Source organism: Celeribacter sp. PS-C1, assembly GCF_019429625.1.
In the GTDB taxonomy this organism is placed as follows: domain Bacteria; phylum Pseudomonadota; class Alphaproteobacteria; order Rhodobacterales; family Rhodobacteraceae; genus Celeribacter.
The window spans coordinates 73199-95592 of the sequence record NZ_JAHXRW010000009.1 but is presented as its reverse complement, the minus strand read 5'-3'; the positions used below and the strand labels follow the sequence as shown (position 1 = coordinate 95592).

At 60.9% G+C, this 22394-nt stretch carries 21 protein-coding genes; 10 read left to right on the top strand and 11 right to left on the bottom strand.

The window, feature by feature from the left end; genetic code table 11:
- The first annotated feature begins 1 nt into the window (after nt 1).
- The 4 genes from J5Y17_RS13825 to J5Y17_RS13810 are packed head-to-tail and all read left to right on the top strand — an operon-like array spanning nt 2 to nt 3269.
- A complete protein-coding gene (locus tag J5Y17_RS13825) occupies nt 2–394 on the top strand; it encodes a cytochrome c (protein ID WP_219785832.1) in 393 nt (130 codons plus the stop codon).
- A complete protein-coding gene (locus J5Y17_RS13820) occupies nt 394–888 on the top strand; it encodes a hypothetical protein (protein ID WP_219785831.1) in 495 nt (164 codons plus the stop codon). Before J5Y17_RS13825 ends, J5Y17_RS13820 begins: the two co-directional genes overlap by 1 nt.
- A 12-nt stretch (nt 889–900) precedes the next feature.
- A complete protein-coding gene (locus J5Y17_RS13815; RefSeq protein ID WP_219785830.1) occupies nt 901–2448 on the top strand; it encodes an FAD-binding oxidoreductase in 1548 nt (515 codons plus the stop codon).
- 56 nt (nt 2449–2504) lie between these two features.
- The gene (locus J5Y17_RS13810; RefSeq protein ID WP_219785829.1) at nt 2505–3269 is read left to right on the top strand and encodes an SDR family NAD(P)-dependent oxidoreductase; all 765 of its coding nucleotides are present in this window, start codon (nt 2505–2507) and stop codon (nt 3267–3269) included.
- A 96-nt stretch (nt 3270–3365) separates the two neighbouring features.
- Here J5Y17_RS13810 and J5Y17_RS13805 read toward each other — a convergent pair whose 3' ends face one another.
- Genes J5Y17_RS13805 through J5Y17_RS13795 form a run of 3 tightly spaced genes read right to left on the bottom strand, consistent with a single transcriptional unit; the run spans nt 3366 to nt 7086 of the window.
- Nucleotides 3366–5600, bottom strand: a complete 2235-nt coding sequence (locus J5Y17_RS13805; protein ID WP_219785828.1) for a TRAP transporter permease — start codon at nt 5598–5600, stop codon at nt 3366–3368.
- Complete coding sequence (locus tag J5Y17_RS13800; protein WP_219785827.1) at nt 5597–6085, bottom strand: DUF1850 domain-containing protein; 489 nt, start codon at nt 6083–6085, stop codon at nt 5597–5599. Before J5Y17_RS13800 ends, J5Y17_RS13805 begins: the two co-directional genes overlap by 4 nt.
- A 23-nt stretch (nt 6086–6108) precedes the next feature.
- Nucleotides 6109–7086: a TAXI family TRAP transporter solute-binding subunit gene (locus J5Y17_RS13795; RefSeq protein ID WP_219785826.1), complete on the bottom strand. Its 978-nt coding sequence runs from the start codon at nt 7084–7086 to the stop codon at nt 6109–6111.
- 136 nt (nt 7087–7222) lie between these two features.
- Here J5Y17_RS13795 and hutG point away from each other — a divergent pair, with 136 nt between their 5' ends.
- Genes hutG through J5Y17_RS13780 form a run of 3 tightly spaced genes read left to right on the top strand, consistent with a single transcriptional unit; the run spans nt 7223 to nt 10249 of the window.
- The gene (gene hutG, locus J5Y17_RS13790; protein ID WP_219785825.1) at nt 7223–8050 is read left to right on the top strand and encodes an N-formylglutamate deformylase; all 828 of its coding nucleotides are present in this window, start codon (nt 7223–7225) and stop codon (nt 8048–8050) included.
- Entirely contained in the window at nt 8050–9462 is a 1413-nt protein-coding gene (locus tag J5Y17_RS13785) for a formimidoylglutamate deiminase (RefSeq protein ID WP_219785824.1), read from the top strand. Before hutG ends, J5Y17_RS13785 begins: the two co-directional genes overlap by 1 nt.
- A gap of 37 nt (nt 9463–9499) precedes the next feature.
- Nucleotides 9500–10249, top strand: coding sequence for an IclR family transcriptional regulator (locus J5Y17_RS13780; RefSeq protein WP_219785823.1), 750 nt, complete (start codon nt 9500–9502; stop codon nt 10247–10249).
- Between the two features lie 62 nt (nt 10250–10311).
- Here the strand turns inward: J5Y17_RS13780 and J5Y17_RS13775 are convergent, their stop codons facing one another.
- The 8 genes from J5Y17_RS13775 to J5Y17_RS13740 form a co-directional block, all read right to left on the bottom strand.
- Nucleotides 10312–11481: a M20 aminoacylase family protein gene (locus J5Y17_RS13775; RefSeq protein WP_219785822.1), complete on the bottom strand. Its 1170-nt coding sequence runs from the start codon at nt 11479–11481 to the stop codon at nt 10312–10314.
- 1 nt (nt 11482) lies between these two features.
- Nucleotides 11483–11977 carry an L-2-amino-thiazoline-4-carboxylic acid hydrolase gene (locus J5Y17_RS13770; RefSeq protein ID WP_255572098.1) on the bottom strand — a complete coding sequence of 165 codons (495 nt, stop codon included), beginning with the start codon at nt 11975–11977 and terminating at the stop codon, nt 11483–11485.
- Nucleotides 11974–13272: an FAD-binding oxidoreductase gene (locus J5Y17_RS13765; RefSeq protein WP_219785821.1), complete on the bottom strand. Its 1299-nt coding sequence runs from the start codon at nt 13270–13272 to the stop codon at nt 11974–11976. The genes J5Y17_RS13770 and J5Y17_RS13765 overlap by 4 nt, the downstream gene beginning before the upstream one ends.
- Nucleotides 13272–14897 (bottom strand): aminotransferase class V-fold PLP-dependent enzyme, encoded by a 1626-nt coding sequence (locus J5Y17_RS13760; RefSeq protein ID WP_219785820.1) that lies wholly within the window; start codon nt 14895–14897, stop codon nt 13272–13274. The genes J5Y17_RS13765 and J5Y17_RS13760 overlap by 1 nt, the downstream gene beginning before the upstream one ends.
- Nucleotides 14898–14906: 9 nt before the next feature.
- Nucleotides 14907–16553: an ABC transporter ATP-binding protein gene (locus J5Y17_RS13755; protein WP_219785819.1), complete on the bottom strand. Its 1647-nt coding sequence runs from the start codon at nt 16551–16553 to the stop codon at nt 14907–14909.
- A complete protein-coding gene (locus J5Y17_RS13750) occupies nt 16550–17425 on the bottom strand; it encodes an ABC transporter permease (RefSeq protein ID WP_255572097.1) in 876 nt (291 codons plus the stop codon). Before J5Y17_RS13750 ends, J5Y17_RS13755 begins: the two co-directional genes overlap by 4 nt.
- Nucleotides 17422–18411, bottom strand: coding sequence for an ABC transporter permease (locus J5Y17_RS13745; protein WP_219785818.1), 990 nt, complete (start codon nt 18409–18411; stop codon nt 17422–17424). The genes J5Y17_RS13750 and J5Y17_RS13745 overlap by 4 nt, the downstream gene beginning before the upstream one ends.
- A gap of 78 nt (nt 18412–18489) precedes the next feature.
- A complete protein-coding gene (locus J5Y17_RS13740) occupies nt 18490–20085 on the bottom strand; it encodes an ABC transporter substrate-binding protein (protein ID WP_219785817.1) in 1596 nt (531 codons plus the stop codon).
- A 198-nt stretch (nt 20086–20283) separates the two neighbouring features.
- Between J5Y17_RS13740 and J5Y17_RS13735 the strand changes: the two genes are divergently transcribed.
- Genes J5Y17_RS13735 through J5Y17_RS13725 form a run of 3 tightly spaced genes read left to right on the top strand, consistent with a single transcriptional unit; the run spans nt 20284 to nt 22389 of the window.
- The gene (locus J5Y17_RS13735) at nt 20284–20994 is read left to right on the top strand and encodes an SDR family oxidoreductase (RefSeq protein WP_219785816.1); all 711 of its coding nucleotides are present in this window, start codon (nt 20284–20286) and stop codon (nt 20992–20994) included.
- 25 nt (nt 20995–21019) lie between these two features.
- Complete coding sequence (locus J5Y17_RS13730; RefSeq protein WP_219785815.1) at nt 21020–21880, top strand: VOC family protein; 861 nt, start codon at nt 21020–21022, stop codon at nt 21878–21880.
- The gene (locus J5Y17_RS13725; RefSeq protein ID WP_219785814.1) at nt 21877–22389 is read left to right on the top strand and encodes an Lrp/AsnC family transcriptional regulator; all 513 of its coding nucleotides are present in this window, start codon (nt 21877–21879) and stop codon (nt 22387–22389) included. Before J5Y17_RS13730 ends, J5Y17_RS13725 begins: the two co-directional genes overlap by 4 nt.
- The last annotated feature ends 5 nt before the right edge of the window (nt 22390–22394 follow it).

Below are 22394 nucleotides of genomic sequence, written 5' to 3'. Positions count from 1 at the left end.
CATGCGATTTTCCAAAACCCCGCTGCGCGTCTGCGCCCTTGCCCTTGGGCTTTTGACCTTCGGGTCGGCCACAGTTGCGCAGGAAATGACCGTCGATCCGGCAGCCGCCGCCGAAATGCAAGGCGACCGCACCGGCGCGCGTCTCGCGCAGAACACCTGTTTCCAATGCCACGGCACGGGCGTCGGCCCGGATTTGCGGCTGCAAAAGCTGGAATTTGAGACCCTGCGCCACGTCACGCGGCATGGGCTGAACGCCATGCCCGCTTTCCGTGAGAGCGAAATCTCTGACGACGAGTTACGTCAGGTGGCCGCCTATATCGCCTCTCTGCGGGTCGAGCCGGGCGAAAAACCGGGCAAGGCGCCGGGCACCGTCCACCATGTGGAGGAACATTGATGTCCAACACCACACTCACACGCCGGGGTTTCATGGCCGCGGGTTTTGCGGGGCTGTCGCTCTCGGCGCTGCCCGTGTCTTCGGTCTTGGCCAATCCCGCCCTGTCGCGCCCGCCGCTTCGGGTGATCCTCGCCCTCCCGAAAAACGACGCGCTGACGCATACGCTTCAGGACGCCGGATGTGTCGTCACGGAGAGCGACACCGGCGCCTTCCTGACCGATCCCGCGCGTCTCAAAGCCCTCAAAGGTCAGCGCGTGATGCTGATCGGGCGCGAGGCCGATCTGGTGCTTTTTGATCTCGCGCTTGGCGATCATGCGCCGAAAGCCCGCGTGATCCAGCGCAGCCGTCACCAGATGCCGCGCGCGGCGACCACCGCAGGCTGGCAGGCGCAAGACCTCTCGAAGGTTCTCGCCGAGACCCTGAACCAGCCCCATTCCGAAATGACGTGGACTAACGCCCCCAGCGCCTTTTCCACCCTGATTGCCGATCTCTGAGGGAGACCCCCCATGGCCACTGAAGATATTACATTCCTGCCCCCGGGCGTGTCTCACAGCGACTTTGCCGCCGCCCTTCGCGAATGGCGCGCTATTGTTGGCGAAGACAATGTGCACGCCGACGTCGAGAACCTCGCGCCCTACGCCAAAGTCATGCTGCCCGAACCCGACGCGCGTCACCGTCCGGCGGGTGCCGTTGCTCCGGCTTCTGTCGAAGAGGTGCAGGCCGTCGTCAAAATCGCAGATGCTTACGGCATCCCGCTTTGGATGATTTCGACCGGAAAGAACCTCGGTTATGGTGACGCAGCCCCCGCGACCCCCGGTCAGGTGGTGCTTGATCTGAAACGCATGAACCGCATCATCGAGGTGGATGAAAAGCTGGGCTACGCGCTGGTGGAACCGGGCGTGACCTATATGCAGCTCAAGCAATTCCTTGAGACCAACAACATCCCACTGTGGATTTCGTTTCCCTCCTCCGGGCCGGTCGCAGGGCCGATGGGCAACACGCTCGACCGTGGTGTGGGCTACAACCGCTACGGTCAGCATTTCGAGAATTTCTGCGGTCTCGAAGTGGTTCTGGCCGACGGCTCTCTGGTGCGCACCGGCATGGGTGGCGTCGAGAACAGCCGCGAATGGAATGTCTATCGATGGGGCTACGGGCCTTGGGTGGACGGGATTTTCAGCCAGTCGAACTTTGGCGTCGTGACCAAGATCGGCATCTGGCTGATGCCGAAACCGGCGATGAGCCTCGGGTTTCTGTGCGGTTGGAACGATGACGACGGCATGGCCGCGGGCGTCGACGCCGTGCGTCATCTCAACCTCAACAAGGTGATCGAGAACGGCGTTTTGGGCCACACGATGTATCACATCGCCCAGACCTATCGCCGCGACGAGATCTACACCGGCCCCGGCGCCATCCCGCGCGACCGGGTGCGGGAGATTTGTAACGATATCGGGCTCGGCATCTGGGGCCACATCTCGACGCTCTACGGCACCGAGGAACAGATCGAGGTCAATCTGAAGATCGCGCGCGAGGCCTTTGCCACCACCGGCGGCGAATTCCTGACGGAACGCGACCCGGCGATTGAAGCGACGCCGTTCCATCACTGGAACCTGAATATGACCAACGAACCGACCCTGACCGAGTTCACGATCTACAACTACAAAGGCGGCGGTGGCTCGTCCTGGCTGGCACCTGTCGTGCGCTGCGAAGGTTCCGAGGCGCTCAAGCAAATGAACCTGATGCACGGGGTTCTGGATGAATACGGGTTCGACTATATCGGCGGCTTCCTGTTCGGCGGACGTCACGCCGAACAGCTCACCGACATTCTCTATGACCGCAACAACGCCGAGGAAATGGACCGTGCGCGGCGCTGTTACCTCGCGCTGATCGACGCGCTGCATGGCGCGGGCTACGGGATTTACCGCACCTCGACCTCGTTCATGAACGAGGTGGCTGAGACCTATGGTCCGGGGCAGCGCGATCTGAACCGAAGGATCAAACGGGCGCTGGACCCGAACGGCGTTCTTGCCCCGGGAAAATCCGGAATCACCAATTGATCTGACACCGGCGGAGGCACGATGCCTCCGCCATTTTGATTTTAAGGAGACTCAAAATGACCGACGCAATTCTCGATTATGACGGCAAAGTGGTACTAATCACCGGAGCCGCGACGGGCATCGGGCGCGCCACGGCGCTGGCATTCGCCAAACGCGGCGCACGGCTTGTGATCGGCGACATGGCCGATGCGGCAGAAGAGACCGCACAGGCCTGTCGCGATCTCGGCACCGAGGCCGTGTTCGTCAAAACCAATGTCGCCGAGGCGGCGCAGGTCGAGGCGCTTGTAGCCGAAGCCGAAAGCCGCTTTGGCCGCTTGGATGTAGCGTTCAACAACGCAGGCATCCTGCCCGCAACGAAACCGCTGGCCGAGGTCAGCAACGAGGAATTCGACCGCATCATCTCTGTCGACTTGCGTGGCGTCTTCCTGTCGATGAAATACGAAATCCAAGCCATGCTGCGCGCAGGCGGCGGTGCGATCATCAACACCTCGTCGGTGGCGGGTGTCGTCGCCGACCCCGACATGGCGCCCTATGCGGCGGCGAAACATGGCGTGGCGGGTCTGACCAAGGCGGCGGCTTTGGACTATGCGACGAAAAACATCCGCATCAACGCCGTGGCGCCGGGTCTCATCGAGACGCCGATGACCAAACGTTGGCTGGCTGACCCGGAGATCTCCGGCGCGTTGATGGCCAACAGCCCGATGAAACGCGCGGCCCAGCCCGAAGAGATCGCCGCGGCGGTGCTCTTCCTCGCCTCGCCGGGCGCGTCGTTCGTCAACGGCACGGTCTTTGTCGCCGATGGTGGGCAAACCGCGCACTGAGGCGTCACATAAACGGGACATCAAAAAGCCCGCCGCGGTTGTCACACCGTCGGCGGGCTTTGTTTTTCAAGGGATCGCACAGGCGCGCGATGCGCCTTATGCGGTTCCGGGCTGGGCGTTCACAGGACGCGCCAAGATCGCCAGCACGATCAGCGCCCCGACTGTGATCGTCGCGAAATGCGTCGAGATCAGCAAAAGCCCCGCGACCGTCAGCGCCAGTTTTTCCCAGAGCACGAGCGAGCGACGGAACCAGCCGATATAGGCCGCGGACAGCGCCACCACGCCCATCAGACCGGACAAAAGCGCGGTGATGAACTCGAGCCAGGTGAAATCAACGAACAGCAAACTCGGCGCGTAGATGAACATGAACGGCACCAAAGCCTTGCCCATCGACAGCCGGAACGCGGTCGTCCCCGTCGTCATCGGCTCGGCCCGCGCCAGACCCGCTGCCGCATAAGCAGCCAGCGCCACCGGCGGCGTCACATCAGCCAAAACACCGAAGTAGAAGACGAAGAAGTGGGTCGCGATCAGAGGCACACCGAATTCGGTGAGCGCCGGAGCAGCGATTGAGGCGAGGATGATGTAGGTCGGCGTCGTCGGGATGCCCGCGCCCATGATGATACAGGCGATGGCCACGAAGATCAGACCAAAGAACAGCGCCAAACCGTTTTCCGACAGCAACCCGGTGAAATCGAGCGCGACGACAAACCCGGCGACGTCATGGGCAAGCTGCACCACGGCGGCGGAGAATTTGAAGCCGAGGCCGGTCAGAGTGGTCATCCCCAAGAGGAAGCCCACACAGGCACAGGCGGCACCAATGGCAAGCGCAAATTTAGCCCCATCCTCAAAGCCCCGCACGAGACGCGGCGGCGTCAACACGGTCGAGGTGTCCATCGTGGTGTTGCCAAGCGCGCGCATCAAAAGCGGCACATAGCTAAAGACGATGGTCAGAATGATGCCCCAGAAGGCAGCGAGGAAGGGGGTGTATTGCATCAAAAGCAGCGCCACCATCACACCCAGTGGCACGAAGAGGTGCCAAGACCGTGCCAGCACCGTGCCGAACTGCGGGATCTTGTCCTTGGACAGCCCTGTCAGGCCAAGTTTCTTGGCCTCAAGGTGCACCATCAGAAGGATAGCGATGTAGTGGAAGGCAGCCGGCACGATGGCGATCAGGATCAGCTCGTTATAGGGCACGCCCAGCATTTCGGTCATGACAAAGGCCGAGGCCCCCATGATCGGTGGCGTGATCTGACCGCCGCATGAGGCAGAGGCCTCCACCGCGCCGGAGAACCGCCCGGAGAACCCCGACTTTTTCATCAGCGGAATGGTGAAGGCACCCGTGGTCACCGTGTTGGCGATCGGAGAGCCGGAGATCATACCGAAGAAGCCCGAGGATACGACGGAAACCTTCGCCGAGCCACCGGAGGCGCGGCCTGCGATGATCGTCGCAAGGTCGATGAAGAGTTGGCCGAGGCCACTCATCTGGGCAAGGATGCCGAAGAGAACGAAGTGGAACACATAGGTCGCCACCACGCCGACCGCGACGCCGTAGATGCCTTCGGTGCCGACAAAGAGGTGGTTGATGATGCGGGTGATCGAATAGCCGCGGTGCGCCATAATGCCCGGCAGATAAGGCCCGGCCAGCGCATAGATCAGACAGAACACCCCGATCCACGCCAGCGTCGGCCCCATCGTGCGGCGCGTCGCCTCCAACGTCATGATGATCGCCAGAAAGCCCATCATATAGGCGGCCTCAGGCGGATTGCCGACGTTGTCGATGAAGATATATTTAAACAGGATCGTCAGATAGGCCGAAAAGCCTGCGCCTGCGGCAGCAAAGATCCAGTCCCGGATCGCGACCTTTTCGGGGTCGGCGCCCTTGCGATTGAACGGCAGCGTCAAAGCGACCAGCAACAGCATGACGGCGATGAACACCGTCTTGACCATGCCGCCCGTCAGCGATCCAGCCAGACCGTAGAGGATATAGAGATAGAAGGCCGCGAAAAGCCCGGACTCAACCCAAAGACGGGTGGTCGGCGTGGCCCGTTTGCGCGGGAAGACGAGGAAGATCAGGCCCATCACGAAACTCAGGTGGATCGTGCGGTGCATCACCTCGTTCAGAAGGCCAAAACCGGCGGTGTAGACGTGAAACAGCGACAGCACGACCGAGGCGATCGTGACCAAAATCGCGGTCGGGCCCACGAGGTTTCGGAAATTCGATTCCGAGTCGTATTCGCGAACGAGGGCTTCGACCTCATCGGCGGTGAATTCATGATCGCCATCGGCCGCGGTATGGCCGTGGTTATCTTTGGGGGGAAGACCTTGGGTCATTGGGGTGTCTCCTCGTCGCATGGGGCAAGGGTGAGAGCCGAATGGCCCAGATCGGCCAGAGGCAGATCGGTGCCGTCAATCGACAGGGTGTTCTTGAATTGCGCTTGAATGCGCAGGGGGATCGGGCCGGTATAGCGCTGCATATCAAGGATAAAATGACCATCCTCATGCCGCCAGCCGGTGGCATCCATATCGTTGGCAATCGAGGGAAGTCCAGCGCCATGCGCCATGAAAACCTCCCGCGTCTGAAGAATTTCGCCATCCTCCACACGATAGCTGTCGACGACAGGCGTGCGCGATACGGAATGGATGAAACTGAGATCAAAGCTCTGGTCGGGACCAAGCGGCAGGCGGGTGACTTCGGCCTGTGTGCCGCGCGTTTCCGCCAGGCAAAGCCAAGTGCCAGCCGCTCTCGCCGTCGCCGGGAAGGCCAGCGTCACGACAAGCGTAAGGAGAAGGGCGGCATAGGCCGCCCTTCCGATCATGTATGAGGGGAAAACTCCCCGCATTACTTGGAAATACCTTGCTCGGCGTAGTATTTCTCAGCCCCTGCGTGAACCGGGATCGACACGGATTCGAGGGCCTTGTCGAGGGCGATTTGTTTGCCCATCGGGTGCACCTGACCGAGCGTTTCGGTGTTCTCGTAGAGCGCTTTGGTGACGGCGTAGACGACGTCTTCCGGCACATCGGCATGGGTCGCCCAGATCGCACGAACGGCGAGCGTCGGCACATCCTCTTCGACGCCTTTGTAGCTGCCAGCCGCGATGGTGGAGTTGGCGTAATAGGGCTGCGCTTCTTGCAGTTTGGCAATCGCCGGACCGGTCAGCGGCACGATGCGAATGTCGTGCCCATTGGCCAGATCGGTCACCGAGGAGGTCGGCAGACCGGCGGTGATCAGAGAGGCGTCGAGGTTGCCGTCTTTGATCTTGTCCACGGATTGCGCGAAGGAGGAATAGTCCTCGGACACGTCATCACGGGTCATACCGTGAGCTTCAAGCAGGTCGCCCAGAAGCTGCCACTGGCCGGAGCCCGGCGAACCCGAGGAGATGGACTTGCCTTTGAGATCCTCAAAAGTCGCGATGCCGCTGTCGGCACGCACAACGAGCTGCACGGTTTCCGGATAGAGCGCACCGATGGCGCGCAGGTTTTCGATCGGACCGCCGTCTTCGAACTGGTTCACGCCTTTGTAGGCGGCGTCCAGAATGTCGGCAGCTGCAAAGGCGGATTCAATCTCGCCACGACCCAGAAGCTGGGCGTTTGCGACGGAGGCGTTGCCGGTTTCTGCCGTGGCCGACAGTTTCGTGTCCGGCAGTTCCGCGGTGTTCGAGATCAGCTGAGCCAGCATGCCGCCGAGCGGATAGTAGGTGCCGCCGGTGCCACCGGTGGCGATCCCGAAGAAAGTGCGGCTTTGCGCAAAGGCCGGGACGGACAGCAGGGCGAGGCTCGCCGTGGTCGCGCCGAGAAATTGGCGACGGGAAAGGGACATGAAATCCTCCATTGTTGGTTAACAGGTGCACGCTCGCACGTTTCCGACCGAGCGGCCCTCGGGTGTCGGATGCATAATTTCTTGACCTGAGAATTTTGTATGTCAATAACAGTTTTCAAATATGAAAGGATCGGAGATGCAGGATTCACCGGCCGCCCCCGAAAAACGCCCAGTTTTTGAACAGATTAGAGGCAGCTCCCCGCTTTTGCTTCACGTTCCCCATGCCGGAACGTTGGTGCCCGACTCACTTCGCGAGGCTCTTACTCCCGAAGCGCTCGACCTGAGCGACACCGATTGGCACATGGATCGCATCGCCCGCGATCTCTTGCCCGACGGCGCCAGCTTGATGACCGCGCAGATCACGCGCTATGCGGTCGACCTGAACCGTCCACCGGATGACAAGCCGCTCTACACGAGCGCGACGACGGGGCTGATGTCGACGATCACCTTCGACGGCGTGCCGCTCTATCGGGCCGGCACCGAGCCGGATGAGGCGGAACAAAGCAAACGAATAGCGACATGGTGGGCGCCACATCACGCCGCCCTGGCCGCAGAGATCACCCGTATCAAAGCCACGCATGGCTATTGCGTGTTGCTGGACATGCACTCGATCCGCAGCCACATTCCGCGCCTTTTCGAGGGCCGTCTGCCGGACCTCAATCTCGGCACCAATTCCGGAGCAGCCTGCGCGCAAGAGCTCTCAGACGCCGCCCTCGCGGCGCTTCAGGCCAGTGACTACAGCGTAGTGCGCGATGGGCGCTTCAAAGGCGGCTACATCACCCGCCATTACGGCCAACCGGAGCAAAACGTGCACGCCCTGCAAATCGAGATCGCGCAGGACTGTTACATGATCGAAGAGACCCCGTGGACCTACCTCCCCGACCGCGCCGAGCGCCTGAAAAAGGTGCTGGCGCAGCTGATCGCAGTCATGGCCGATTTCACCCCCAAGACGGAGCAATCGTAATGGCGTTCGAGACACTCAAAGGCGCACATTTCCGCCTTGCACTGACCCCCGATGGCTGGGTGCGCAATCTTTCGGTACAGTTTTCGCCCGACGGCCTGATCCAATCCGCCGCCGAGGACGACAACCCGGAAGGATTCGCGGTCTATGACAACCCCGTCGTGCCGGGGATCACCGATCTGCACAGCCACGCCTTTCAATACGCGATGGCGGGCCTGTCAGAGGTACGCCGCAACCCGATCGACAGTTTCTGGTCCTGGCGCGACATCATGTATTTCTTCGCTCTGACCCTGTCGCCCGAGGACCTGCAAGCCATCGCCGCACGACTCTATCTGTCGCTGCTCAAGGGCGGCTACACCGGGATCGTGGAATTCCACTATGTGCACAACGACCTCGACGGCACGCCCTATGCGCGGCGCGAGGAGCTGTCGCTTGGCATATTCGAGGCGGCTCAGGCCACGGGTCTCGATCTGACGCATCTGCCGGTGTTCTACGCGCACTCCAACTTTGGCGGGCTGACTCCAACGGAGGGGCAGCGGCGGTTTATCCAGAGCCTCGACGGCTATGCCGAAATGCTCGACAGCCTGCGTGCACCGGCCAAAGCTGCGGGCCATACGCTTGGCATCGCCCCGCACTCTCTGCGCGCCGCCACGCCGGAAGAGATCGCGAAACTTCTCGAACTGCGCGACGACCTCATTCCCGACAGCCCGGTGCATATCCACGTCGCCGAGCAGGTCAAAGAGGTCGAAGACGCGCTGGCATGGAACGGTCGCCGTCCAGTGGAACAGCTGTTCGACATCGCACCGGTCGACGCGCGCTGGTGCCTGATACACGCAACCCATCTGGACGACCGCGAGGTTGGAATGATTGCGAAATCGGGTGCCACCGTCGGCCTTTGCCCGATGACGGAGGCAAACCTTGGCGACGGCATTTTCCGGGCGACCGATTACATCGCACAGGGAGGTGTCTTCGGCATCGGTTCAGATTCTAACATCGCCACCTTTGCCGCGCAGGAACTGCAACAGCTTGAATACAGCCAGCGCCTTCGCGACCGTCAGCGCAACGTCTTGGCCGCGATGGACACACCGCATGTCGCCGCCAATCTCTGGAACCGTGCGGCCCAAGGCGGCGCGCGGGCCTCTGGGCGCCCGGAACAGGGACTTGCAGTCGGCGGCATGGCCAGCTTCGTCGAGATCACCTCGCCGGAACCGGCGGCGATGCTACCCGTCGATCCCGAGGCCGCGCTTGACTTTCATGTCTTCGCTGGACGAGGCTTTCATATCGGCGATGTCGTGGTCCGCGGGAAAAAGGTGATCTCTGACGGCCATCACCCGCTCGAAGAAAAGATTGTCACTGACTATGCCGTGGCCATGGCACGTGTCGCAGAGCGGCTGTCCGCCAGAAAGGCGACCTGACAGCACGGCTCTCACAAAGACGCATCGGGGAGGCGCTTTGGTAAAAGAACCTGACTACCGCTCGAATTCGCTTTTGCGCGGGCTCAGCATTCTCGAATGCTTTAGCGCCGACCGCCCTGAACTGACGCTCTCGGAAATTGCCGAGGCGCTGTCGATCACCAGCAGCGCGGCATATCGCTTTGTCGTCACTCTTGAACGCGAAGGCTATCTCAGCAAGCGCAAGACCAGCTATCGCCTCGCCCCGCGCGTGATGGATTTGGGCTATCGCTACCTCGCCTCGCAAGACGTCTACGACATCGCCCGCATCCCCGCCGACGACCTGCGGGCCGACACAGGGTTCACCGTGCATGTCTCTGTCCTCGAAGGGACGGAAATCGTCTATGTCTACCGCGCCTTGTCCGACCGCGCGTTGGTGTCGAACGTGCCGGTCGGCTCGCGCTTGCCAGCCTTTTCGACCACCATGGGCCGCGTGTTGTTGTCGGACCTCCCAGAGGCGGAACTCGACCGTCGTTTCAAAGACTATGTGTTTGAAAAGATGAGCCCAAAGGCCCCCTCGTCCCTCGCGGAACTCAAGACGCTTTTGAAGGCCGATCGGAAACGCGGATATGTCGCGCAAAAATCGCATCTCTCGACCGGCACGGTCTCCATCGCCGCGCCGATCGTGTCCCGGCATGGCGATTACATCGCGGCCATCAACCTGTCTGGCCACGAAATGCAGATGAACCCGAACGACGATCTGGTCAAGAAGGTCAGAACAACCGCGCATTTGATTTCGCAGATGCTGTAATCGTTGTGGCGTTCGGCCACGCGAGAAGGCCGAGACACGTGATGCCTCGGCCCAGAAGTGCGTTATGCCAGTGGCAAACGTTGACGCACCAAAGTCGTCCAATAGGAACTGCCCCAAGCGATCACATCGTCGTTGAAATCGTATTTCGGGTGGTGCAGCGCTGCGGATGGTCCGTTGCCGACATTGATCATCGCACCGGGCACCTCATTGAGCATAAAAGAGAAATCCTCTCCGCCCAGCGTCTGCGGCATGTCGAGGAACACATTTTCGACGCCCGCCACCTCTTGCGCAGCCTTGGCGGCCAGTTCGGTTTCACGCTCGTGGTTCACCGTCACCGGATAGTGGCGCAGGTATTCGGTCGTACCCACCGCACCGTAGGCGGCGGCGATATTGCCGACCATGGCCGACAAGCGTTCCTCGATCATGTCGCGCACTTCTTCGCGCAGCGTGCGCACCGTGCCGGTCAGGGTCACATCTTGCGGAATGACGTTGAACGCATTTCCGGCCTGAATGGTGCAGAGCGAGATCACCGCACTGTCGATCGGGTCCATATTGCGCGATGTCAGCGTCTGAACCGCCTGCAACAGCGCCCCCGCGATGGGCAGCGGGTCAATCGTCTGATCCGGGCGCGCCGCATGGCCGCCGCGACCGGTGATGGAGATTTTGACCTCATCGACAGAGCCCATGATCGGACCTGAGTTGATGATGAATTGCCCGACCGGAAGGTTCGGGCGATTGTGCATGCCATAGACCTCATTACAAGGCCAGCGGGTGAACAGCCCGTCCTCGATCATCGCGCGCGCGCCGGCGCCGCCCTCTTCTGCGGGTTGGAAGATCACGATCACGGTCCCGTCAAAGGCCCGGCTTTCCGCCAGATGCCGCGCAGCCCCCAAGAGCATCGTGGTGTGTCCATCATGGCCGCAGGCGTGCATTTTGCCCGGCACTTGCGAGGCGTAGGGCTTGCCGGTTTCTTCAATAATAGGCAGCGCATCCATATCGGCGCGCAGACCAATAGAGCGCCCGGACACATTGCTTTGACCCCGGATCACTCCGACGACGCCGGTTTTACCGATGCCCTCATGGACCTCGTCGACCCCAGCGGCCCGAAGCGCATCGGCCACCTTCTGCGCCGTGCGTTCGACATCATAAAGAAGCTCTGGATTCATATGCAGATCGCGGCGGAACTCCGTCAGATCAGCGACCTGTTTGGCGACCCAATTTTCGACAGCCATCTCAGGCCTCCTTCTTCATTCTGTAACGGAAATCGCAGTGGCTTGCGCCTTTCATGATCGTCTGGGTCCGGGTCATTTCGATCTCAGGATTGTAGCCGATGCAGAAATCACCATCTCGGTTGCAGGACAGAAGGTGGCCTATATCGCCCAGCCCCATCTCCTGATACATCTCCGCGTACCGGCATTTCACCACGTTGAAATCCATCTTTTCTTCAGACATCTCGATGGTCTCGATCCGAAGCGCATCCTCGCGGGTCCAGTTCGGCTGGATCGCGGCGAAATCCGTCAGGTCGGGCGCGTGGCCCAACTCTTCGGCCAGCATCTGCCCCTGTTCAATCGCCGATTTGGAACAGGCCGCACCGATCACGGCCTCGGCCTCTTCGCGACCAGAACGCTCGGTGATCACGTCGAGCACATGTTTGAGCATCATCGCCTCAATCCGGCGGCGCAGGAGGATCGGAACGTCGTTCAGGTCCATCTTTTTTTCTTCAGTCATAGGTTCACTTCCTTATGGTCCTGGCGCTTGAGCCAAGCCAGATAGGTGGGGGCAAAGCGGCGCACAAAGCTGTGCACCGGGAAAGGATGCGGCTCGGTCACCGGCAGGGCAAGTTCGTCTTCGGGCTGGCCTGTGGCGGCGCGGGCCAGTTCGCGGCCCAAAGAGGTGCCAAGCGCGACGCCGCGCCCGTTACAACCAACCCAGGCCCAGCCATCCGGGCCGAGTTTGTGAACGCGCGGAAACCGGTCCCAGTTCATACCAATATAACCCGACCAGACATGGGTCATCTCCGGCACGCCCAACTCGGGGAAGGCCTCGGCCAAACTGCGCGCGGCTTTCTTGCGCACGCGGTTGGCGACATCGAACGAGCCCATCACGGCACCCCCGGTGATCAACCGATTGCGCGCATCATAGCGGAAGAACCGCAAGTCCCCACGCGTGTCAGAGACCGCCTGACGCCCCGGCAGAATTTTCTGACGCAGGTTGTCACCTACAGGCTCCGTCGCCATTTGCCAGCTCAGAACCGGCACGACAGAGCGTGCGATGCGGGGCGCCAGACGCGGAGCCAACTCGCCCGTGTAAGCGTTGGTGGCAAGGATCAGTGCCCGAGCCTTGAGCGTGCCCTGCGCGGTCTTGATCACCCATTCATTGCCGATGCGCTCATACGACGTGACGGGGCTGTCCTCATGGATCACCGCGCCGAGATGTTCCGCGATCCGCGCCATTTCACGTGCCAATGCGAGTGGGTTGATATGGCCGCCCGTCGGGTTGAACATACCGCCATACCAGAAATCGGTGCCCAGAATGTCCGCGCATTGCTTGGCGTCTTTCAGCTCCGCGGGAAAGCCATAGCGCTGCCATGCATCGACCCGTTTTTGCGACAGTTTCACACGTCCGGGGCTATGAGCGGGCTGGAACCAGCCGTTCTGTTCCGCTTCGGCCTGCATGTCGAATTCGCGCACCAGATCAAAGAGCACATCGCCGGAGTTGCCAATCAGCCGCACCATGCGTTTGCCCGCCTCGCCATAGCGCGAAACCCAGACATCGGGTTCGGCGGAGGTGAGGATCGGAATGACCTGACCGTTGTTACGTCCCGACGCGCCCCAACCGGCCGCTTTACCTTCGACGATGGTGACCGCATGGCCGCGTTTGCGGGCCTCGATGGCTGCAGACAGGCCAGTGAACCCTGCGCCGATCACGGCAACATCGGTTTCCTCGACACCAGAGAGCGGCGCAGACAAATTGCGTTCGGGCGCGGTCGCCGCCCAAATAGATTTCGGAAATTCGACGGACATCACGCAGCCCCTTCCGTGGTCAAGCCGGTGACTTCCTGTGGCAGCCAGAACCAGCGCAGCGCTTCTTCTTCGGCGGACAGGTCCGGCCCTTTGCAACACGTCAGGGTTTTGGCGGTTTCGGCCAGCGCCTCAGCCTGCGCGAGACAGGTGGTGAAATCAGGCACTGTATCGGTGCTGGTTGCCTGCCCTTCCCACAGCGCGGAGAGCGCGGAGGGGCAAGTGTCCTCGAACGCAGGCGTGGCGCGCCAAATGCCCTCAACGGCGTCCAACCTGTAATAGGCCAGCATGTCGAGACCGTGCTCGGCGACAAAGCGGATCGCGGTGGCGATCTTGTCCACATCCTCGTCTTCAAAGAACCAATTCACGCCGAACCGCGCCCAGCCCGGACGGAAGATCGAGTGGCCATGCTGGACAGCGGCCTCATGGCGCGCGCTTGTCGTCAGGTCAATGTCGAGCAGAGAGTGTCCATAAGGCCCCGCACAGGAACAGCCTCCGCGCGCCTGAATGCCGAAGAGGTCATTGAGCAGCGCCACGACATAGTTGTGGTGCAAGAGCTTGCCTTTGACGCGTAGGTTAAACGAGAAAATCCCCAGACGCGGCACGTTGGACGGCCCCAAAAGCTCCATCCCCGGAATGGCGCGCAGCGCCTCTTCCATCCGGCGGGTCAGCACGGTTTCGCGGGCCTCGACACGCGCCTCGTCCATGTCACGCTTGAGCTGCATCACCATGCCGGCGCGGATGTTGTCGACGATGGCGGGCGTACCGCCTTCTTCGCGATGCTCGGGATCGGTGATGTAGCTGTGGCCTTCGGAGGTGACATAGCTCACCGTGCCGCCGCCCGTCAGCGTCGGACGCGCGGTGTCGAACAGGCTTCGGTCCGCGATCAGTACACCGGACGCCCCCGGACCGCCCGGGAATTTATGCGGAGAGATCACGGCGGCATCGATCCGGTCGCCTGCACCCTCAAAGGTTGCCGAAAGTTCCACCGGCATATAGGGCGCGGCGGCGGCGAAATCGGCGATACAGAAAGCCTCATGCGCGTGGAGCAGTTTGGCAATGGCCCGCAGATCGGTGCGCACGCCGGTGACGTTTGAGGCGGCGGAAAAGGCCCCGATTTTGAGCGGCGCGTCGGCATGGGTTTTGAGGGCCTGCTCCAGCGCCTTAAGACAGATTGTGCCCGCCGCGTTCAGAGGAATGCGCACCAGTTCTGCACCACTTTCACGCCAGGGCAGATCGTTGGAGTGATGCTCATAGGGGCCGACAAAAACGACCCCCTCAGAGAGACCTTTCATCGCGAAGGCCCGCACCAGCTTGTCGACCGCGCCGGTGGCGCCCGAGCCGGTGAAGATCACCGCGTGGTTCTCATCCGCATCGACCGCCGAACGCACCGCTTCGCGCGCCATTTCACGCAGCTGCGTGGTGCGCCGTCCGACAAAGGAGGTCTCGGTGTGAGTGTTGCCATAGTAGGGCAGAACATGGGTGCGGATCGCGTCTTCGATAAAGCCAAGCGCGCGGCCGGAGGCAACATAATCCGCATAGATCAGCGCACGCGGTCCGAAGGGGCCCGACATCGCCGCCCCCTCACCGATCAGAGCGCTACGGATATCTTTAAATTCCAGTGACATCATAAATCCTCAGGCGGCATCCGTGTGCAGCGACGGGGGTGTCCAGTCGCGGCCCGGAATGGAAGAGAGCAGGTTTTGCGTATAGGGGTGCTGCGGGTTGGCGAAGACCTCGGCGGTGAGCCCGCTTTCCACGATTTCGCCCTTTTGCATAACGATGATCCGGTCACAGAGTTGAGCTGCGACGCGCAGATCATGGGTGACGAAGAGCAAGGACAGGTTAAGCCGGTCGCGCAGGTCTGCGAGCAGTTTCAAAACCTGCGCCTGCACCGAAACGTCAAGCGCGGAGACGGGTTCGTCGGCCACGATCACCTTGGGCTCCATCGCAAGCGCGCGGGCGATGCCGATGCGCTGGCGCTGACCGCCAGAGAACTCATGCGGAAAACGGTTCGCGGCGGCGGGGGACAGTTCGACCAGCTCCAAAAGCCGCTTCGCGTCTTCGCGGGCCTTTTTCGGATCGGCCCCATGGACGATAGGACCCTGCGCGATGAGATCGACCACACGTTTGCGCGGATTGAGAGAGGCCATCGGGTCCTGGAACACCATTTGAATGTGCTGACGCAACGCGCGCAATTCTTTCGGCGTCGCGGCCAAAAGATCGGTGCCGTCCAACTCGACGGAGCCATGATCACATTCCAAAAGACGCGTGACGATGCGCGACACGGTGGTCTTGCCAGATCCACTTTCGCCCACCACGCCAAGGGTTTCGCCCTGACGCAGTTCAAAGGTCAAATCCTTGACCGCTGTCACCGCCTTGCGTTTGCCGGACAACAATCCGCCACGCGCGGCGAAGGTCTTTTTCAACCCCGTGCCCTGGAGCACGACAGGCGCATCAGAGGCGGCTTTGACCGGCGGCGGGGTGAGTGCAGGAACGGCCCCGATCAGCGCACGGGTGTAAGGATGCTGCGGGCGGTTGAGCACCGCATCCGTCGTGCCGCTCTCCACCAATTCGCCGCGACAGAGCACGGCCACCTTATCGGCAATCTCCGCCACCACGCCAAAGTCGTGGGTGATGAAAAGAACGCCCGCGCCCTCTTCTTCCTGCAACTCCCGAATGAGTTTGAGGATCTGAAGCTGGGTCGTCACATCGAGCGCCGTGGTCGGTTCGTCGGCGATGATGAGTTTCGGCGAAAGCACCAAAGACATGGCGATCATCACGCGCTGACGTTGGCCGCCGGAGATTTGATGCGGATAGGCGTTATAGGCGGAGCTAGGTTCCGGGATGTGGACGCGCTCCAACATCTCAAGCGCGCGAGCTTTGCGCTCCGCCTTGGTCATTTTGGTGTGGAGCCGCAGCACTTCGTCGATCTGCCAGCCCACGGTTTTCTGCGGGTTGAGCGCGGTCATAGGTTCCTGGAAGATCATCGAAATATCAGCGCCGCGCAGCTTGCGCATCTCGGCATCCGATTTGCCGCGAAGCTCTTCGCCCATGAACCGGATCGCACCACCGGTGACGCGCACATGCGGCTCCGGCAGAAGGCCCATGATGGCGCCTGCACACAGCGATTTGCCGGAGCCACTTTCGCCGACGAGACAGACAATCTCGCCCGCGTTGATGGTCAGATCGAGGCCTTCGAGGGCATAGGGGCGATCCGCGCCCTTGGGCAAAGAGATCTCAAGTTTGCAGAGATCGAGAACGGGAGGAGGTGTCTGGGTCATTTCTTCTGCCTCGGATTGAGCGCATCGTTGAGCCCTTCGCCCAGAAGCGAGAAGGACAGCACAGTCAGGATGATCGCGATGCCGGGGATCACGGCACAGTAAGGCGCGGAGCGCAGCACGGCGCGGCCTTGACCGATCATATTGCCCCAGCTTGCGTAGTTCGGATCGCCCAGCGCGAGAAACGCCAGCGCGCTTTCCATCAGGATCGACAGCGCCATGATGACGGAGGCGTAAACCACGATCGGCGGCAGAGCGTTGGGGAGGATTTCGCGGAAGATGATCGAGGTGTTCGACACGCCCAGATTGCGCGCGGCATCGACGAATTCTCGATTTCGCAGCGACATGAACTCGGCGCGCACCATACGGGCGGGTGCGGTCCAACTGACGATACCAATGGCCAGCGTGATCCATTCGATCTTGGAGCCCATGATGGCGACGAGCGTCAAAAGGAGGACAAAGTTCGGGATGGTCTGAAAGGCCTCGGTGATGCGCATCAGCACGTCATCGACCCAACCGCCAAAGTAGCCAGCAAGGGCGCCGATGACGACACCGATGACGATGGCCACGAGGGTGGCGACCACGCCGATCAAAAGCGAGATGCGCGCGCCGTAGAAGACACCAGAGAGCACATCGCGGCCCAATTGGTCAGTGCCCAAAGGCGTGTCCCAGTTCATGAACGGCGGAGTGAGCGGTTCCCCCGCGCGGCGCAGAGGGTCACCGGGATCAATGATGCCCGCCGTCAACGCCATGAGCACGACGAGGACAAAGAGCACGAGGCCAAGCAAAGCGGCACGGTTGCGTTTGTAACGGCGCCAGAACATGACGTAGCGCGGCGGCTCGGGCGGGGCGATTTCTGTATCGGCGAAGGTCATGCGAGTTCGATCCGGCTGTCGAGACGTGCATAGAGCAGGTCGGTGAGGAAATTGACGACGACAACGATGATGGCGCAGAGGAAGATGATCCCCATCAAGGTGTTCATGTCGCGCTGGACGACGGACTGGTAGGCCAGCTGGCCCAGCCCCGGCAGGGTAAAGATGGTTTCAACCACGATGGAGCCGCCCAAAACGGTGGAGAATTGCAACCCCAAAAGTGTGACCACCGGCAAGAGCGCGTTGCGCATAATGTGGTGGGTCATAAGACGGCCTTCGCGGGCGCCTTTGGCGCGGGCGGTGCGGACGTAATCGAGATCGGCAACCTCCATCACGGACGCCCGCATCAGGCGCAGGTAAAACGCCAGATAGATCAGCGACAAAGCGGTGGTCGGCATGATCAGGTGACGCACCACGTCCCAGACGTGATCCCAGCCGGTGTAAAAGGCGGCGATGGTCTTGATCCCGCCCACCGGCAGCCAGCCGAGCTTTACAGAGAAGACCAGCATCAGCATCAGCGACAGGAAGAACGACGGCGTGGCGTAGAACACGAGGCCCAGAACGGAAATCAGGTTGTCGGTCGCGGAATAGGCGCGGCGCGCGGCAATGGCGCCCAACACGATCCCAGCGCAAAAGGCGATGCTCAGAGAGGCAGCCATCAGCATCAGCGTGGTGCCGAGGCGGTCCATCAAAACGGTCGCCACGGGTTGCTCATAAACAAAGGACCAGCCGAAATCGAAGCTCGCCAGCTTGACCATATAGCGCCAGAGCTGCACCCAGATCGGCTGATCGAGACCGTATTCGGCCCGAAGCCGCGCGATGAAGGCGGCATCTGCGCCCCCCATGTCGCCCACAAGCGCATCGACCGTGTCGCCGGGGGCAAGTTTGAGCAAAAGAAATGTGCCGATCATGATCAGGATGACCACGGGAATGGCCTGAACCAACCGCCTCAGCGCGTAAGTCAGGATCGGGGGCATGTGCAGTGTCATTGTCTTTGGATCCTTCGGGATCATGGGCAAATGTCAAAAGAGCGGGCGCGCAGGGACAACGCGCCCGCCAGTGTCAGATCACTGTTCGAGCCAGAGATCGTACCAGCTCGAAGAGTTCCACCGCGGCGTGTTGTGGTGGTTACGGAGCTTGGTCGAGGTGACGGAAATGAACGGGTGCTCGATCGCGAAGATCACCGGAAGCTCTTCCATCGCCTTGGCCTGAATCACGTGATACATCTCGGCGCGCTTCTCGACGTCCAGCTCGGAGGCCGCATCGTCGATCATCTGGTCAATCTCGTCGCTCTTCCAACCGAACTGGTTGGTCCAGGGCGTGCCATTCGGCTGACCGGACCGCAGCCACACCATGGTGGACACAGCCGGGTCAGACCGGAACTGGTGCCAGCCGTTCGCAGTGTCGAAATCGTGGTCACGATAAACGCCATTGAGGAACCCAGGCGCGTCGTTGGTCAGGATTTCGACATCGATGCCGATCTCTTTCATCGCCTGCGCGTAATATTCCGCCCAAAGCTGGGTGTATTCACCCCAAGGCGCCGGACGGTGTTTCAGGTGAAAGCGGAAGCCATCGTCCTGCACCGGATAGCCAGCTTCGTCGAGCATCTGCTTGGCGAGTTCCGGATCGTAGGCATAGGTCGGCACGTCGTCGGTGTAGTTGATGCCACCGGCGCTCGGCACCGGACCACGGCCCGGTTTTGCAAAGCCATGCATGATCGTCTGGATCGCATAGTCGATGTCGAGACCATGATACATCGCCTGACGCACTTTCAGGTCGGCGAGGATCGGGTTGCGGTGATTGAATTCAACGGTCGAGTGGGCGACGTTGTTTTCATAGCCCTGCGTGCCGACGTCAAAGCGATCGTCTTCGCCGAAGCGCGCCACATCGGCCATGGAAACGCCGATAAAGCCGGATTCATGCACCTCGCCCGCCTCAAGGGCTGCGGCGGCGGCGGATTTATCCTTGATGAAACGCCAGACGATGCGGTCGAGATAGGGGTAGCCCTCGCGCCAGTAGTCTTCGTTTTTCTCGGCCAGCACATATTGCCCGCGCTCATATTCAACGAATTTGAACGGACCGGTGCCGACGGGCGCGGTGTTGTATTCGTTCTTCAGGATGTCGGTGCCCTCGAACAGGTGTTTCGGCACCGGATGGCCCAGATCGGGCATGGCGGCGACAAAGAGTTCGAGCGGCATCGGTTTGGAATAGTTGAACACTGCCGTGTGCGGGGTCGGGCAATCGACACTTTCAAGGTTGGCCTGAAGCGCGGAGGAGTAGTTCAGCAACTCTTTCCAAAGCTCCATCGCCGAAAACGCCACGTCGTCACAGGTGAAGGGTTCGCCATCGTGCCAGTTCACACCTTCGCGCAGCTGCACCGTGATCGCCAGACCGTCGTCGGAGCTGGACCATTCGGTCGCCAGCACCGGCTCGTAGCCGTCGTAGCTTTTGTCGATCAGCGGCTCCATGATCTTGCCGGTGATGTTGTACACCCCAGTGGAGGCACGCAGGCCCGGATTGAGGATACGCTGTTCGGAAATCATGTGGATGACGGCGGTGCCGCCTTTTTGGACCTCTTCCTGCGCTTGGGCCGAGAAGGCCACGGAACTCAGAGCCCCGGTCATGGCGAGCGTCAGCCCCGCCTGTTTTATCGTCAAACTCATTTTTTCTGGTTCTCCCGGTCGAGTGTTTGCCCTGTATCGGGCCTGTGCGGACATTATGCCCCCTCACCTGAGTGTAGCACAACGCGTTCGTCAACATCAAAAACCAACTTTTAAGACAAGATTGGAAAAAAATTCTACACAATGATTAAATTTTGGTGCTAGCATCCTCATTAATTCGACAACACTGGGACAGAACATATGACAAAAACTGCATGGATCACCGGCGCGGGCTCCGGCATCGGCGCGGCCATGGCAAAGGGCTTTGCAGAGGCCGGATATCGCGTGGCGCTGACCGCGCGCGGGCGCGACAGCCTTGAGGCCGTGGCCGCCACCCTGCCCGACCCAGAAGCCGTGCTGATCCTGCCCGGAGATGTCACAGACCGCACCAGCATGTCAGAAGCCGCGCAAAGCATTGCGAACTGGTCCGGTGGGCTCAATGTGCTGTGCAACAACGCCGGCCTCAACATCCCGAAACGCAGCTGGGCCGATCTCGATTGGGAGAGCTGGGATCGGGTGATCGACGTCAACATCACCGGTGCGCTCAATGTGATCGCCGCCTGCCTGCCGATCATGCGCACCCAGAAAGACGGCGTGATGATCCATACGTCGAGCTGGGCCGGGCGGTTTCATTCACCGGTCAGCGGCGTGGTCTATGGCGCCTCGAAACATGCGCTGTCCGATCTCTCGCTCAGCCTCAATGACGAGGAGGGCAAGAACGGCATCCGCTCCACCGCCCTTTGCCCCGCCGAGGTGGCGACGCCGCTTTTGGCGAAACGCCCCGGCTTCGATGCCGCACAAATGGCCGCGATGATCCAACCGGAGGATATGGCGAAAACCGCGCTCTTCGTCGCCGAAATGCAGCCCGGCATCTGCCTGCCGGAAATCGTTCTGAGCCCCGTTCGCACGTAACGCCTATTTATAAAGAGACTCGCACATGACCCATCCCGTCAAAGGCATCGACCATTGCTTTGCCCTCGTAGACGACCTCGACAATGCCGCCGCGCAATATGAAGCGCTCGGCTTTACCCTCTCGCCACGCGGCACACATTCTGCCGCCAAAGGCACGGCGAATTACACCATCATGTTCCCGGAAGACTACTTCGAGCTTTTGGGCATCGTCACCCCGACCGAACTAAACGCCTCACGTCGCGAGATGTTGGCCACGATGGGTCAGGGCCTTCATGCCATTGCCTGTCGGATTGACGACGCCGAAGCTGCCGCAGAGGCTCTTGGCGCTTTGGGTATTACGACACAAGGGCTTGGAAGTTTCTCTCGCCCGGTCCCCCTGCCCGACGGCTCCGAAGGCATCGCGGCCTTTTCCACCGTCAGCTTTACCACGGATGAGACCCCATTCGGCACGGTGTTCATGTGCCAACACAAGACCCGTGAGACGGTGTGGGTTCCAGAACTTTTGGAACACGCCAACACCGCCTGCGGATTGGATGCCGTGCTTGCGATCTCCGAGACACCCGAGGAGGACGCCCCGCGCTTTGCGAGACTTTGGGCCGACGGCGCGGTGCAGACCGAAGACGGGCTCACGACCATCACGACAGGCCCCAATTCCGCACCGCTCATCCTTGCGACGGCGGCGCGCATGGCCGCTCTTTATCCAGACATCAACATCTCCGGCACGACCAAGGGAGCGTTTACAGCGCTTCGCATCAAAGTGCGCAGCCTTGAAACCCTGCGCGACTGCCTTAAAGATGCGAATGTAAAGATTTGTGACACCGCCTCCGGCCTCGCCGTGGGACCCGAATTTTCAGCCGGTGTAATTTTGGAGTTTGTTTCCGCATGACAGAGCCTCGCCCACGCAAAACCGGATCGAAACCGATCGAAAGCATGACTTTCGACGAGACCGATCAACGCATTCTGGAAATCCTTCAACAGGACAGCGACACGCCGATTCAGGCCATTTCCGAAGCGGTCGGCCTGTCGACCAACCCCTGTTGGCGGCGGATCAAGCGCATGGAAGAGGCCGGCGTGATCAAGAAGCGCGTCGTCCTCGTGGATCAGACCCGCGCCAATGTGCCGCTGACCGTGTTCATCGGGGTCAGCACCTCGCGCCACGAGATCGATTGGCTCAACACCTTTCGCGAACTGATCGACGACATCCCGGAGGTGGTCGAAGCCTACCGGCTCACAGGCACCGTGGATTACATCCTCAAGGTCGTAGTGGCAGATATGGCCGCCTATGATGCGGTCTACAAACGCATGATCCAACGCCTCGAGTTCAGCCAGGTGAATTCCATGATCTCCATGGAAGAACTGAAATTCACCACGGCTATTCCGACCTCTTACTTGTAAGCGCC